Origin of the sequence: Embleya sp. NPDC005971, assembly GCF_040629175.1 — a bacterium.
Lineage (GTDB): Bacteria > Actinomycetota > Actinomycetes > Streptomycetales > Streptomycetaceae > Embleya.
Genome location: NZ_JBEXUX010000001.1, coordinates 75,933 through 90,789 on the forward strand (window position 1 = coordinate 75,933; position 14,857 = coordinate 90,789).

At 70.0% G+C, this 14,857-nt stretch carries 10 protein-coding genes and 1 pseudogene; 10 read left to right on the plus strand and 1 reads right to left on the minus strand.

Going from position 1 to position 14,857, the window contains the following annotated elements:
- Positions 1-32 precede the first annotated feature (32 nt).
- A complete protein-coding gene (locus tag ABZ374_RS00365; protein WP_360304481.1) occupies positions 33-683 on the minus strand; it encodes a hypothetical protein in 651 nt (216 codons plus the stop codon).
- Positions 684-996: 313 nt separating this feature from the next.
- Here ABZ374_RS00365 and ABZ374_RS00370 point away from each other — a divergent pair, with 313 nt between their 5' ends.
- From ABZ374_RS00370 to ABZ374_RS00415, 10 genes and pseudogenes are all read left to right on the plus strand, one after another.
- Entirely contained in the window at positions 997-3,630 is a 2,634-nt protein-coding gene (locus ABZ374_RS00370) for a valine--tRNA ligase (RefSeq protein ID WP_360304483.1), read from the plus strand.
- Positions 3,631-3,731: 101 nt separating this feature from the next.
- Complete coding sequence (locus ABZ374_RS00375; RefSeq protein ID WP_360304485.1) at positions 3,732-5,180, plus strand: folylpolyglutamate synthase/dihydrofolate synthase family protein; 1,449 nt, start codon at positions 3,732-3,734, stop codon at positions 5,178-5,180.
- Between the two features lie 2 nt (positions 5,181-5,182).
- Positions 5,183-5,518: a DUF4233 domain-containing protein gene (locus tag ABZ374_RS00380; RefSeq protein WP_360304487.1), complete on the plus strand. Its 336-nt coding sequence runs from the start codon at positions 5,183-5,185 to the stop codon at positions 5,516-5,518.
- 119 nt (positions 5,519-5,637) lie between these two features.
- Positions 5,638-6,048 (plus strand): nucleoside-diphosphate kinase, encoded by a 411-nt coding sequence (ndk, locus tag ABZ374_RS00385; protein WP_355543167.1) that lies wholly within the window; start codon positions 5,638-5,640, stop codon positions 6,046-6,048.
- Positions 6,049-6,471: 423 nt separating this feature from the next.
- Positions 6,472-7,491: a rod shape-determining protein gene (locus ABZ374_RS00390; RefSeq protein WP_078979486.1), complete on the plus strand. Its 1,020-nt coding sequence runs from the start codon at positions 6,472-6,474 to the stop codon at positions 7,489-7,491.
- 114 nt (positions 7,492-7,605) lie between these two features.
- On the plus strand, positions 7,606-8,652 hold the full coding sequence (mreC, locus tag ABZ374_RS00395; RefSeq protein ID WP_360304489.1) for a rod shape-determining protein MreC: 1,047 nt from the start codon (positions 7,606-7,608) through the stop codon (positions 8,650-8,652).
- Between the two features lie 4 nt (positions 8,653-8,656).
- Positions 8,657-9,163 (plus strand): annotated as a pseudogene (gene mreD, locus ABZ374_RS00400) (rod shape-determining protein MreD); the annotation flags it as partial.
- 37 nt (positions 9,164-9,200) lie between these two features.
- Complete coding sequence (mrdA, locus tag ABZ374_RS00405; protein ID WP_360304491.1) at positions 9,201-11,447, plus strand: penicillin-binding protein 2; 2,247 nt, start codon at positions 9,201-9,203, stop codon at positions 11,445-11,447.
- A 68-nt stretch (positions 11,448-11,515) separates the two neighbouring features.
- A complete protein-coding gene (gene rodA / locus ABZ374_RS00410; protein WP_360305437.1) occupies positions 11,516-12,694 on the plus strand; it encodes a rod shape-determining protein RodA in 1,179 nt (392 codons plus the stop codon).
- A gap of 118 nt (positions 12,695-12,812) precedes the next feature.
- A complete protein-coding gene (locus tag ABZ374_RS00415) occupies positions 12,813-14,753 on the plus strand; it encodes a TIGR03960 family B12-binding radical SAM protein (protein ID WP_360304493.1) in 1,941 nt (646 codons plus the stop codon).
- Positions 14,754-14,857: the final 104 nt, after the last annotated feature.

Genomic DNA, 14,857 nt, shown 5'->3' on the forward strand with positions numbered 1-14,857 from the left:
GGGGTCGGCGCCCGCGCGTCGCCGACGGCGCGCTACTTCTCCAGATCCGCGCGCATCGCCTTGAACTTCGCCGCCGCCTGGTCCGCCGACGACTGCTCGAAATAGGCCACGGCCGTCGTGTACCGATCCGCCCACCCGCAGATCGCCGCCGGTTGCGCGACCGAGGCCGGCATGCACTCCAGCGTGCCGCCCAGTTGCCCCGGGTCGTAGTCCTTCATCGTCGCCCCGTCCGGGACGCTGCCGCCGCTGCCGTTCACGTACTCGACCATGCCGCGCACCATGTGCTCCAGCCGCTTGCCGTCGATCCCGGTCAGCCCGTCCACGCCGACGAACAACACCGAGCGCGGGCCCGCCGAGCTTGCGCCGAACGCCGCGACCAGGACGTTGTTGGTGGGGTGACGCACCTCGCCCGGGTCGACCGGAACGTCGGTGGGCCCGCCGGCGAGCAGCTTGGCCAGGCCGCCGGCCCGGGCGGACGGCTGGAGTCTGCGCGGCCCGGCCGAGGTCGGCCGCGCGGACGGGGCCGAGGTCGAGGGTTTCGCCGTGCCCGGCTCGCCCTTGGCCGACGGTACGGACGCCGGGCTCACCGCGGGGTCGACCGGCCCCGCCGTCGTGGCGACCGGCGGGCCGCTCCGGTCGTCCTTGTCCCCGTCCTTGGCCTGACAACCCGTCAGTGCGGACACGCCGAGCACCGAAACGGTGACGGCGGCAAACAGTGTGGAAGTGCGAGCGCGCACGAAAATCCCCCCGGATTCACGAAATCATCGATACCCGGGCCGCCCGCGGCGCTTCGACCGATGCCCCCATCGTCGAAACCGGAACCGACCCAGGGCGCGACAGTAGCGCCCGCCCGCAACCGGTGGAACGGCGCCGGAACGGCGGTGACACCACGGTGACAAGGGCGGGACGCCCTCATCGACAAACGGAACGTCGCCGTCGACGCGGGCTCACCCCGCCGCGTCCAAGGTGCCCGCGCGCCTTCCGTAGACTGGGGCGGTGACCGAGAACACCACTCCCGCAGCCGCTGCCGCCGAGCAGCCGCAGGCCCTTCCCTCCCAGTACACCCCCGCCGAGGTAGAGGGGAAGCTGTACGAGCGCTGGGTAGCCGCGGGTTGGTTCGAGGCCGACGCCAAGAGCGACAAGCCGCCGTACACGATCGTCATCCCGCCGCCGAACGTCACCGGACAACTGCACCTGGGCCACGCGTTCCAGCACACGCTGATGGACGCGCTCACCCGCCGCAAGCGCATGCAGGGCTTCGAGGCGCTGTGGTTGCCCGGCATGGACCACGCCGGCATCGCCACCCAGAACGTGGTCGAGCGCGAGCTGGCCAAGGAGAGCAAGTCGCGGCACGACCTGGGCCGCGAGGCGTTCGTGGAGCGGGTCTGGCAGTGGAAGGAAGAGTACGGCGGCAAGATCCTCGGCCAGATGCGTCGCCTCGGCGACGGCGTGGACTGGTCGCGTGAGCGCTTCACCATGGACGAGGGCCTGTCCCAGGCCGTGCAGACCATCTTCAAGCGGCTCTACGACGACGAGCTGATCTACCGCGCCGAGCGCATCATCAACTGGTGCCCGCGCTGCCTGACCGCGATCTCCGACATCGAGGTCGAGCACCAGGACGACGACGGCGAACTGGTCTCGATCCGCTACGGCGACGGGGACGACGCGATCGTGGTGGCCACCACGCGCGCCGAGACGATGCTCGGCGACACCGCCGTCGCGGTGCACCCGAGCGACGAGCGGTACGCGCACCTGGTCGGCACCGAGATCGAACTGCCGCTCACCGGGCGGCGGATCCCGATCGTGGCGGACGAGCACGTGGACCCCGAGTTCGGCACCGGCGCGGTCAAGGTGACCCCGGCGCACGACCCGAACGACTTCGAGATCGGCCGTCGGCACAACCTGCCGATGCCCTCGGTGATGAACGAGCGGGCGATCATCACGGTGCACGGCCCGTTCGAGGGCCTGGACCGCTACGAGGCGCGGTTCGCGATCGTGGCCGCGCTGCGCGAGCAGGGTCGGATCGTCGCCGAGAAGCGCCCGTACACGCACGCGGTCGGGCACTGCTCGCGCTGCAAGACCACGGTCGAGCCGCGGCTGTCCATGCAGTGGTGGGTCAGGGTCGAGCCGCTGGCCAAGGCGGCCGGCGACGCGGTGCGCGACGGCCGGGTGGCCATCCACCCGCAGGAGTTGGCCGGGCGCTACTTCGGCTGGGTCGACAACATGCACGACTGGTGCATCTCGCGGCAGCTCTGGTGGGGTCACCGGATCCCGGTCTGGTACGGCCCGAACGGCGAGACGGTCTGCGTGGGCCCGAACGACGAGCCGCCCACCGGCGAGGGCTGGACGCAGGACAGCGACGTGCTCGACACGTGGTTCTCCTCCGCGCTGTGGCCGTTCTCCACGCTGGGCTGGCCCGAGCAGACCGCCGACCTGGCCAAGTTCTATCCGACCGACGTGCTGCTCACCGGGCACGACATCATCTTCTTCTGGGTCGCCCGGATGATGATGTTCGGGCTGTACGCGATGGACGGGCAGGCGCCGTTCCACACCATCACGCTCACCGGCCTGGTCCGCGACCAGTTCGGCAAGAAGATGTCCAAGTCGTTCGGCAACGTGGTCGACCCGATCGACTGGATGGACGCGTATGGTACCGACGCGCTGCGCTTCACCCTGGCCCGCGGCGCCAACCCGGGCACCGACGTGCCGATCGGTGAGGACTGGGTCCAGGGCTCGCGCAACTTCTGCAACAAGATCTGGAACGCCACCCGATTCGCGCTGATGAACGGCGCCACCGTCGAGGGCCCGATGCCGGCCGCCGAGCAGCTCTCGGCGACCGACCGTTGGATCCTGTCCCGGCTGGACGCGGTCGTGGCGGAGGTGGACGCGTACTACGAGGACTACCAGTTCGCGAAGCTCTCCGACACGCTGTTCCACTTCGCCTGGGACGAGGTCTTCGACTGGTACGTCGAGCTGGCCAAGCTGCCGCTGAACGGCGACGACGAGGCCGCCGCGCAGGCCACCCGGCGGGTCCTGGGCCACGTCCTGGACGTGACGCTGCGGCTGCTGCACCCGATCGTGCCGTTCGTCACCGAGGAGTTGTGGACCACGCTCACCGGCGGCGAGTCGCTCGTGCCGGCCCGGTGGCCGACGCCCGGCGGGTTCGCCGACCCGGCCGCCGAGGCCGAGATCACCACGCTCCAGCAGGTGATCACCGAGGTCCGCCGGTTCCGCTCGGACCAGGGCCTCAAGCCCGGCCAGCGGGTGCCGGCCAACATCTCGCTCGCGGGCACCGCGATCGCCGCGCACGAGGCGGCGCTGCGTCAACTGGCCCGCTGCACACCGGCCGGCGAGGGCTTCTCGGCGACCACGTCCTTCCCGGTCGCGGGTGCGGTGATCGAGCTGGACCTCTCCGGCGCGATCGACTTCGTCGCCGAGCGCAAGCGCCTGTCCAAGGACCTGGCCGAGGCGGAGAAGGTCCGCGACGTGAACACCAAAAAGCTCGGCAACGCGGGCTTCCTGGCCAAGGCCGCCCCCGACGTGGTGGACAAGGTCCGGGACAAGCTGACCGGCGCCGAGGCCGACATCGAACGCATCAAGGGCCAGCTCGACCGGCTGCCCACCGCCTGACCCGACCGGCCGCGCGGCCTCGGGCACACCCACCCGGGCCGCGCGGCCGGCCGCAAGGCAATCCCAGCTCCCGCAGAACTCGATCAGAACCGGTGACACCTGTGACAGACCCCGCCGAGGCACTGGCCGCACAGCGCGCCGTCGAGGCCGAGCTGATCGGGCGCTGGCCCGAGACGAAGCTCGACCCCTCCACCGACCGGGTGGTCGCGCTGATGGACGTGCTCGGCGAACCCCAGCGGGCGTACCCGGTCATCCACATCACCGGCACCAACGGCAAGACCAGCACGGCCCGGATGATCGAGGCGCTGCTGCGCGCCTTCCAACTGCGCACCGGCCGCTACACCAGCCCGCACGTGGAGTCGATGACCGAGCGGATCAGCCTGGACGGCGAGCCGATCAGCGCCGAGCGGTTCGTCGAGACCTACCGCGACATCGAGCCCTACATCGACATCGTCGACGCCGCACAGCCGCACCGGTTGTCCTTCTTCGAGGTGATCACCGCGATGGCGTACGCGGCGTTCGCCGACGCGCCGGTGGACGTCGCGGTGATCGAGGTCGGCATGGGCGGCACGTGGGACGCCACCAACGTGGTCGACGGCACGGTGGCCGTGGTCACCCCGATCGCGGTGGACCACGCCGCCCGACTGGGCGGCACGCCCGGCGAGATCGCGGTGGAGAAGGCCGGGATCATCAAGCGGAACAGCCTGGTCGTGCTCGCCCACCAGCCGGTGGACGCGGCCGAGGCGCTGATCCGGCGCGCGGTCGAGACCGATGCCACGGTGGCCCGCGAGGGCATGGAGTTCGGCGTGGTCCGGCGCGACCTGGCGGTCGGCGGCCAATTGCTCACGCTGCGCGGCCTGGTGGGGGAGTACGAGGACGTCTTCCTGCCGCTGCACGGCAGCCACCAGGCGCACAACGCCGCGGTCGCGCTGGCCGCGGTCGAGGCGTTCCTGGGCGTCGGTGTGGCCGAGCGTCCCGGGCTCACCGGCGGCGGCGCGCTGAACGCCGACCTGGTCCGCGAGGCGTTCGCGTCGGTCACCTCGCCGGGCCGGCTGGAGATCGTGCGCCGCAGTCCCACCGTCCTGATCGACGCCGCGCACAACCCCGCCGGCGCCCTGGCCGTCGCGCAGGCGATGACCGACTCGTTCGACTTCCGGCACCTGGTCGGGGTGATCGGCGTGATGGGCGACAAGGACGTGCGCGGGGTGCTGGAGGCGCTCGAACCGGTGCTCGCCGAGGTCGTGGTGACGCAGAACTCGCAACCGCGCGCGATGCCGGTGGACGAACTCGCCGCGCTCGCGGTCGAGGTGTTCGGCGCGGACCGGGTCGAGGTGCAGCCGAGCCTGCCGGACGCGATCGAGGCCGCCGTCACGCTCGCCGAGGAGGAGGGCGACCTCGGCGGCGCGGGGGTGCTGATCACCGGCTCCGTGGTCACCGTCGGCGAGGCCCGGGTGCTCCTCAAGGGCGGTGAACCGGGCTCGGCTTCGGGTTCGGGCGTGGGCCCGACCGCCGGCGGGAGCGGCGGCAACCGCAACGGAAGGGACGCCTGAGCATGCGCGCGCTGTGTTCGACCCACCTGATCGGCCAGGCCCTGGTGATCTGCCTCGCCGCGCTGGTGGCGATGCAACTCACCGACATCTCCACCGGCGTGTTGTGGGCGGTGGCCGGACCGTCCGCCCTGCTGTGCGTCTGGCTGTGCGCCAAGCTCGGCCGGCCGTGGGCGATCACGGCGGGCTGGGCGCTGCAAGTGGGCCTGTTCGTGACCGGTTTCGTGGTCCCGATGATGTTCCTGATCGGCGTGGTGTTCGGCGCGATCTGGTACGGCTGCGTCCGGGTCGGGCGGATCATCGACGCGGCCAAGGCGGCCCGAACGGTCACCGCGGACTGAGTCGCGAGATACGGCCGAAAGGTCGATGCGTTACCCCGGATAGGCTCTGGGCGTTGACCGTTCGTCGGGCCACCGGGTTCTTACCCGTACCCCCTCTTCGAGGAAGCAAGGAGCCAAACGTGTCCGAGCGCACGCTCGTCCTGGTCAAGCCGGACGGAGTCCGGCGTGGTCTCGTCGGCGAGGTCATCGGCCGCATCGAGCGCAAGGGCTTCACGCTGGCCGCGCTCGATCTGCGGGTGATGGATCGCGAGACGATCGAGCGCCACTACGCCGAGCACGAAGGCAAGCCGTTCTACGCCCCGCTCGTGGAGTTCATGACCTCGGCCCCCTCCGTGGCGCTGATCGTCGAGGGCGAGCGGGTGATCGAGTCCTTCCGCGTGCTCGCCGGCGTCACCGACCCGATCAAGGCCCTGCCGGGCACCATTCGCGGCGACTTCGCCACGATCACCCGGGAGAACATCGTGCACGGCTCCGACTCGTCGGAATCCGCCGAGCGCGAGATCAAGAACTTCTTCCCCGAACACGCCTGACGATCCGGTCGCGGCGTCGCGCACCGCGCGCGCCGCGCCGGATCGCGGTGCTCCCCACCGCGACGATCACCCGGGGCCGCGCGACGCGCGCGGGCTGCCCCGGGGATCGATTTTTTTCGTGACCACATCGTGCGAAACTTCGCGCGACGCGCCGGGGCCGCTCTATCGGACCCCGACCGTGCGCTGTTAGAGGGAAATCCCTTTACTTGTCGCGCGTGGCACGCAACCCCTCGCCCCGTGATCACGTCATGGTGGATGGAGGGTGCAGCCGTGCCCCGGTACGTCGCGGTTCTGCCGCCGGTACACCGTGCCTACGATTGTGGTCGGTCGAACCGGCGTTGTTGGTACGACGTCCCTCGGCCGGCTCATGTCCTCATGGCTACGAGCTCGGGAAGGCCCTAGGTTCTTTATATGGCGAACAACTTGTCGTTCATCGGTCGTGACATGGCGGTCGACCTCGGTACGGCCAACACGCTGGTGTACGTCAGAGGCCGCGGCATCGTACTGAACGAGCCGTCGGTGGTCGCCAAGAACACCACCACCGGGGGCATCCTGGCGGTCGGCGCCGAGGCGAAGAAGATGATCGGGCGCACGCCCGGCAACATCGTGGCGATCCGACCGCTCAAGGACGGCGTGATCGCCGACTTCGAGATCACCGAGCGCATGTTGCGCTACTTCATCCTCAAGGTGCATCGGCGTCGCTATCTGGCCCGTCCGCGCGTGGTGATCTGCGTGCCCTCGGGCATCACCGGCGTCGAGCGCCGCGCCGTGGTCGAGGCGTCCAGCCAGGCCGGCGCGCGCAGCGTGCACATCATCGAGGAGCCGATGGCCGCCGCGATCGGCGCCGGTCTGCCGGTGCACGAGGCGACCGGCAACATGGTCGTCGACATTGGCGGCGGCACCACCGAGGTCGCGGTGATCTCGCTCGGCGGCATCGTCACCGCCCAGTCGATCCGGGTGGCCGGCGACGAGCTGGACAACGCGATCATCGCCTACGTCAAGAAGGAATACTCGCTGCTCCTGGGCGAGCGCAGTGCCGAGGAAATCAAGATGTCGATCGGCTCGGCCTTCGACCTCGGCGAGGACGAGCACAGCGAGATCCGTGGCCGCGACCTGGTCAGCGGCCTGCCCAAGACGATCGTGATCTCCACCTCGGAGGTCCGCAAGGCGATCGAGGAACCGGTCAACACCGTCGTGGACGCGGTCAAGAGCACGCTGGACCAGTGTCCGCCCGAGCTCGCCGGCGATGTGATGGACCGCGGCATCGTGCTCACCGGCGGCGGCGCCCTGCTGCGCGGCCTCGACGAGCGGCTGCGGACCGAGACCGGGATGCCGATCCACATCGCCGACAACCCGCTGGACTCGGTGGCCCTGGGCGCGGGCAAATGCGTCGAGGAGTACGAGAAGCTCCAGCAGGTATTGGACGCCCAACCGCGCCGCTGACCGAGGACGCGGGGGCGGTCGTTCGAATCGCCGCCCACCGTGTTCGGCCCGGCACGGCCACACACCACAACTGCCCACAAGCGCCGCAACGTACGAAAGGGGCGGGCGCGCATCGTGAGGGACTCCCGGCACGGTCGGCTGGTCCTCGTGCTGCTGCTAGCGATCTCTTTCGCCCTCATCACCGTGGACATCCGCGGTGGCCGGAACTCGCCCATCGCGAACGTCCGCGACTGGGCCTCGGCCGTGTTCGGCCCCGCCGAACGCGGCGTGTCCGCCGCAGTGGACCCCGTCGGCCGGGCCGTGAACGCGGTCAAGGACGCGGGATCCCACGAGGGCGAGAAGAAGCGTCTGCAGGACGAGAACGCCAAGCTTCGTCAACAGGTGGACAACATCCAGTTGGACCGCAATCGCGCGGCCGAACTGGACAAACTGCTCAAGGTCTCCTCGGCCGGGCAGTACAAGATCAAACCGGCGCGCGTGGTCGCCATCGGGCCCGCCCAGGGCTTCTCCTGGACGGTCACCATCGACACGGGCGCGGGCGACGGCATCAAGCCGGACATGACCGTGATCAACGGGGACGGGCTGGTCGGTCGGGTGACCCAGGTGGGTCCGATGACCGCGACCGTGCTGCTCGCCACCGACCCCGGATTCGCGGTCGGCTCGCGGCTGGCGGGATCGATGGAGATAGGGATCACCTCCGGCCGCGGCGACAAGCCGATGAACCTCAAGCTGCTCAACGGCCAGGCCGACGTCAAGAAGGGCGACCGGCTGGTGACGTTCGGCTCGCAGGGCGGCAAGCCGTTCGTGCCGGGCGTGCCGGTGGGCGAGGTCGCCGAGGTGCGCAACACCCCGGGCCAACTCACCCGCAGCGTCGAGGTGAAGTCCTACGTGCACTTCTCCAGCCTGGACACGGTGGGCGTGGTGATCGAGCCGCCGCGCACCGATCCGCGGGACTCGGTGCTGGCCCCGGCGCAGGCGGTCGCGGCGCCGCCGAGCACGCCGGCCGCGCCGCCGGCCCCGCCGGCGACCACCGAACCGCCCAAGAGCGCCTCGACCGGCAAACCGCCGGCCGGCGACACCCGCAGCACCAACGCGAACGCGGCCGACGGCCGCCGCAAACCGCCGCCCGGCGGCACCGCCCCACCGACCGGAAGGGACTGAGACGGTGCGGATCTCCCGCGTGTTCTACGCCGCGCTGCTGATCGTCGTCGCGCTCGTCGTCCAGGTGAGCGTGCTCGCCCGGCTCGGTCTGCCCGGCGCGGTGCCGGACCTGCTGCTCCTGGTGGTGATCGGGCTCGCGCTGACCTACGGGCCCACCTCCGGTTGCGTGATCGGCTTCGCGGCCGGCCTGTGCGCCGACCTGGCGCCGCCGGCGGACCACGCGGCGGGGCGGTACGCGTTCGTGTTGTGCCTGACCGGCTACGTCGCCGGCCTGTTCGTCTCGCGCAGCCCCAGACGCTCGGTGCTCGCGCCGATCGCGGTGGTCGCGGTCGCCGCGGCGGCAACCACGGTGCTGTACGCGGCCGTCGGCGCGCTGGTCGGCGACGGTGCGGTGCGCCAGGTGGGGCTGACCAAGCTGTTGCTGACGGCGGTGGTCTACGACGCGATCCTGGCGCCGTTCGTGGTGCCGTGGGTGATGGCGCTGGCCCGCAAGGTGGATCCGAAACCGATGCTCTCGGGCCTGTCCCGGTAGGGGGTGAACGCCCAAGATGCGTAAACGGATGCCGAGCCTGCTCAACTCCGGCCGCTCCAAGGGAGACGGCGCACACAGCGTGCGCGCCCGGATGGTGATCCTGCAGATCCTGGTCCTGTCGCTGATGATCACCCTGTTCGGCCGGCTGTGGTACCTACAGATCCGCGAGGGCGACCACTACGCCGCCGCCGCGTCGCAGAACCAGGTCCGGGACGTGGTGACCCCGGCCGTGCGCGGCCAGATCCTCGACGACAAGGGCCGCCCGCTGGTCAACAACCGCACCGCGCTGGTGGTGTCGGTCAGCCGTACCGAACTGCTGCGGATGCCCGACTCGGGTGTCGGTGTGCTGACCAAGCTGGCCGAGGTGCTGCAACTGCCCGCCGACGAGGTCAAGGCCCGCACCCGGCTGTGCGAGCGCAACGTGCCCAAGCCGTGCTGGAACGGCTCGCCGTACCAACCGATCCCGGTCACCGACAACGCCACCACCGAGCAGGCGCTGACCATCATGGAGCACCGCGAGGACTTCCCCGGGGTGACCGCCGAGCCCACCGCGGTACGGCAGTATCCGGCGCCCGAGGGAGCCAACGGCGCGCATGTCGTGGGCTATCTCTCGCCGGTCTCCGACGACGAGTTGAGCAAGCAGAAGGCCGAGGGCAAGAAGGATCTCCAGCGTGCCGACGAGGTCGGCCGCAGCGGTCTGGAGCGCAGCTACGACACGGACCTGCGCGGCAAATCCGGAGTCACCGGGCTGTCCGTGGACCACCTCGGTCGGGTCACCGGCACCGTCTCGGAAACCCCGCCGGTGCCCGGGAACCACCTGGTCACCAGCATCGACGCGAAGATCCAGGCGATCACCGAGCAGCAGCTCGACGAGGCGATGAAGCGGGCCCGGTCGACCTTCGACGCGGGCAACACGCACAAGAACTTCATCGCCGACGCGGGCGCGGCGGTGGTGATGGACATCAAGACCGGCCGGGTGATCGCGATGGCCAGCGCGCCCAACTACGACCCGTCGGTGTGGGTGGGCGGCATCTCGCCGCAGGACTACAAGGCGCTCACCGACGAGAAGGCCGGCGTGCCGCTGGTGTCCCGGGCCATACAGGGTCAGTTCGCGCCGGGCTCGATCTTCAAGGTGATCTCCACCTCGGCCGCGGCCGAGTCGGGCTACTCCACCAAGGCCAACTACGACTGCTCGCCGAGCATCTCGGTCGGCGGCCAGACCTTCAACAACCTGGAGTCCAGGGGCTACGGCCCGATCTCGCTCCAGCGCGCCCTGGAGGTCTCCTGCAACACCGTCTTCTACGGCATCGGCTACGACATGTGGCTCAAGGACGGCGGGATCTTCGGCAAGAACCCCAAGGACCCGATGGTCACCATGGCCAAGAAGTACGGCCTGGGCGCCCCCACCGGCATCGACCTGCCCGGCGAGTCCGGCGGCCGGATCGCCGACCGGGCCTGGAAGAAGCGCAACTGGGAGCAGAACAAGGACGCGTGGTGCAAGCAGGGCGACACCGGCAACGAGTACGTGGACAAGATCGCCAAGGAGAACTGCGTCGACGGCTGGCAGTTCCGCGCCGGTGACGCGATCAACTTCGCGATCGGCCAGGGCGACACCACGGTCACCCCGTTGCAGATGGCACGGGTGTACGCGGCGATCGCCAACGGCGGCACGTTGTGGAAGCCGAGTCTGGGCAAGGCCGTGGTCAGCCCGAGCGGCAAGCTGGTGCGCGAGATCCAGCCACAGGTGGCGGCCAAGCTGCCGATAAGCGACGCGACGCTCAAGTACCTGCAGAACGCGCTGATCGGCGTCGAGATGAACGGCACCGCGGCCGGCGTGTTCGCCAACTGGCCGAACGCCCAGATGCCGATAGCGGCCAAGACCGGCACCGGCTCGGTGTACGGCAAGCAGAGCACGTCCTGGTTCGCCACCTACGGCGGTCCCAAGGACGGGCCGCAGTACGCCGTGGTGATGATGGTCAGCCAGGGCGGCACCGGCTCCGGTACCTCGGGTCCGTCCGTACGCAAGATCTACGAGGCGTTGCTCGGCGTCGACGACAAGGGCGCGATCGACCCGACCAAGGCGCTGCTGCCCGCCCCGCCCGCCGGGCTGCCGCAGGTCAAGGAGGACGGCACGGTCGTGCCCGCGTCCTACCTGCTGCCGCCGCGCCCCGGCGGCGGCGAAGGCTCCACCACCACCGCGTCGTCCGCGCCCTGGGCGCTGCCGCCCGATCGGGGGATCCACCGGACGGGGAGAGGGACATGAGCCTGAAATTGCGGCCCGCCTCGCGGGTCGCCGGGTTCGGTACACCGGACCTGGGCCGACTCGCACCGGTGTTCACCCCACGCCGGTCGATCACCCGACAGATCATCCAGCGCGACGCCCCGGTGCGTCGGCTGGACTGGATACTCCTGGGCCCGGCGCTCGCGCTGTCCGCGGTGGGCTCGCTGCTGGTGTGGTCCGCGACCCGCAACCGGCGCGGACTCACCGGCGGGGATCCGCAGTTCTTCTTCAAGCGGCACCTGCTCAACCTGGCGATCGGGCTGGTCCTGGCCACCGTGGTGGCGATAATCGGTCACCGCCGGATAAGGGCGTTCGCGCCGTTCGTCGGGGTCGTCGCGGTGTTCGGACTGATGGCCGCGCTCAGCCCGCTGGGCAGCACGATCAACGGCCAGCGGGCCTGGATCCAACTGGGTGCGGGCTTCTCGGTGCAGCCCGCCGAGTTGGCCAAGATCGCGATCATCCTGTGCATGGCGATGATCCTGTCCGAACGGGTGGACACCGGGGATCTGGCCAGGCCCGGCGACAAGGCGGTGTTCTGGGCGCTCGTGGTGGCCGGCGTGCCGATGGCGGTGATCATGCTGATGCCCGACCTCGGCTCGGTCATGGTGCTCGCGATGATCGTGCTCGGCGTGTTGCTCGCGTCCGGCGCGCGGGCGCGCTGGATGATCGCGCTGATCGTGATGGCCGCGGCCGGAGCGGTGGCGATCGTGCATCTGGGGTTGCTCAGCGAGTACCAGATCGACCGGTTCCGGGCCTTCGCCGATCCGAACTTCGATCCGGGCGGCGTCGGCTACAACACCGCGATGGCCCGGCTGGCGATCGGCTCGGGCGGGCTCACCGGCCAGGGGTTGTTCCACGGCGAGCAGACCAGCGGCCAGTACGTGCCCGAACAGCAGACCGACTTCGTCTTCTCGGTGGCCGGCGAGGAACTGGGCTTCATCGGCTGCTGCGCGATCATCGCGCTGTTCGGCGTCCTGCTGTGGCGCGGGATCCGGATCGCGCTGCACGCCGACGACCTCTACGGCACGATCGTGGCGGCGGGTGTGGTCGCCTGGTTCGCCTTCCAGGCGTTCGAGAACGTCGGGATGAACCTGGGCATCATGCCGGTGGCCGGTCTGCCGCTGCCGTTCGTCTCCTACGGCGGGTCCTCGATGTTCGCCATCTGGATGGGGATAGGGCTGTTGCAGTCGGTGCACATGCGGCACGCGGGTGCCTTCAAGTCGGCCTGACGACCGTCGCATCATCCGTCACGGGCGGGCTCCCACCGGGCATCTCGGTAGGGGGTCCGCCCGGATCGCGTTAGGCTGGGAGGTCGATCCCCCTCCCAGCCCCATCGGAAGGACCGCCATGCCCGTCGAGTCCCTGTTCCCGCGTCTGGAGCCGCTTCTGCCCCAGGTGCAGAAGCCCATCCAGTACGTCGGTGGCGAGCTCAACTCGACCGTCAAGGACTGGGACGCGTGCACGGTCCGCTGGGCCCTGATGTACCCGGACGCGTACGAGGTCGGCCTGCCCAACCAGGGTGTGATGATCCTGTACGAGGTCCTCAACGAGGTCGCCGACGTGCTCGCGGAGCGCACCTACGCGGTGTGGGGCGACCTGGAAAAGCTGATGCGCGAGCACGACGTGCCGCAGTTCACCGTGGACGGACATCGGCCGGTCGGCGCGTTCGACGTGTTCGGGCTGAGCTTCTCCACCGAGCTGGGCTACACGAACATGCTCAACGCGCTCGACCTGGCGGGCATCCCGATCGAGGCCAAGGACCGCACCGAGGATCACCCGATCGTGCTGGCCGGCGGACACGCCGCGTTCAACCCCGAGCCGATCGCGGACTTCATCGACTGCGCGGTGGTCGGCGACGGCGAGCAGGCCGTGCTCCAGATCACCGACATCATCCGGGCCTGGAAGGCCGAGGGCCGGCCCGGCGGCCGGGACGAGCTGCTCTTCCGCCTCGCGGTCACCGGCAACGTCTACGTGCCGCGTTTCTACGACGTGGACTACCTCGACGACGGCCGGATCCAGCGGGTCGCGCCGAACCGCTCGGGCGTGCCGTGGCGGGTGTCCAAGCACACCGTGATGGACCTGGACGAGTGGCCCTACCCCAAGCAGCCGCTGGTCCCGCTCGCCGAGACGGTGCACGAGCGCATGTCGGTGGAGATCTTCCGAGGCTGCACCCGAGGCTGCCGGTTCTGCCAGGCGGGCATGATCACCCGGCCGGTGCGCGAGCGCAGCATCAAGGGCATCGGCGAGATGGTCGACAAGGGCCTGAAGGCGACCGGCTTCGAGGAGGTCGGCCTGCTGTCGTTGTCCTCCGCCGACCACACCGAGATCGCCGAGGTGGCCAAGGGGCTGGCGGACCGCTACACCGACGACAAGATCGGCCTGTCGCTGCCGTCCACCCGGGTGGACGCGTTCAACATCGACCTGGCCAACGAGCTGACCCGCAACGGTCGCCGCTCGGGGCTGACCTTCGCACCCGAGGGCGGCAGCGAGCGGCTGCGCAAGGTGATCAACAAGATGGTGTCCGAGGAGGACCTCATCCGCACGGTCGCCACCGCGTACGGCAACGGCTGGCGCCAGGTGAAGCTCTACTTCATGGTCGGCCTGCCCACCGAGACCGACGAGGACGTGCTGCAGATCGCGGACATGGCCAAGAAGGTCATCCAGAAGGGCCGCGAGGTCTCCGGGAGCCGGGACATCCGCTGCACGGTGTCGATCGGCGGCTTCGTGCCCAAGCCGCACACCCCGTTCCAGTGGGCCCCGCAGCTCGACCCGGCCGCCACCGACGCGCGGCTGCACAAGCTGCGTGACGCGATCCGCGCGGACCGCCAGTACGGCAAGTCGATCGGCTTCCGCTACCACGACGGCAAGCCCGGCGCGATCGAGGGCCTGCTCTCGCGCGGCGACCGCCGGGTCGGCCGGATCATCCGGGCGGTCTGGGAGGACGGCGGCCGATTCGACGGCTGGAGCGAACACTTCAGCTACGACCGCTGGGTGCGCTGCGCCGACGAGGCGCTGTCCGACGAGCCGGTGGACCTGAACTGGTACACCACCCGCGAGCGCGAGTGGAACGAGGTGCTCCCGTGGGACCACCTCGACTCCGGCCTGGACAAGGACTGGCTCTGGGAGGACTGGCAGGACGCCCTCGACGAGACCGAGGTCGACGACTGCCGCTGGAGCCCCTGCTTCGACTGTGGCGTCTGTCCTCAACTCGGCACCGAAATTCAAATCGGCCCCACGGGCCAAAAGCTCCTCCCGCTCTCGGTGAAGCAGCCGGCCGCGCAGGGCTGACGGCCAAGAACGGGGGAGCGGTCGAGCACCTCGCGAGACTTCCGGAGGATGTCCCCGAGGCCGAGCAGGACGAGATCCTGCGGAGCCTCGGGGTTCGGAAGCGG

Excerpts from the sequence above, each read along its gene's own strand:
- ABZ374_RS00380 (WP_360304487.1), top strand. The coding sequence starts at position 5,183 with ATGCGCGCGCTGTGTTCGACCCACCTGATCGGCCAGGCCCTGGTGATC.
- ABZ374_RS00415 (WP_360304493.1), top strand. The coding sequence starts at position 12,813 with ATGCCCGTCGAGTCCCTGTTCCCGCGTCTGGAGCCGCTTCTGCCCCAG.
- mrdA (WP_360304491.1), top strand. The coding sequence starts at position 9,201 with ATGCGTAAACGGATGCCGAGCCTGCTCAACTCCGGCCGCTCCAAGGGA.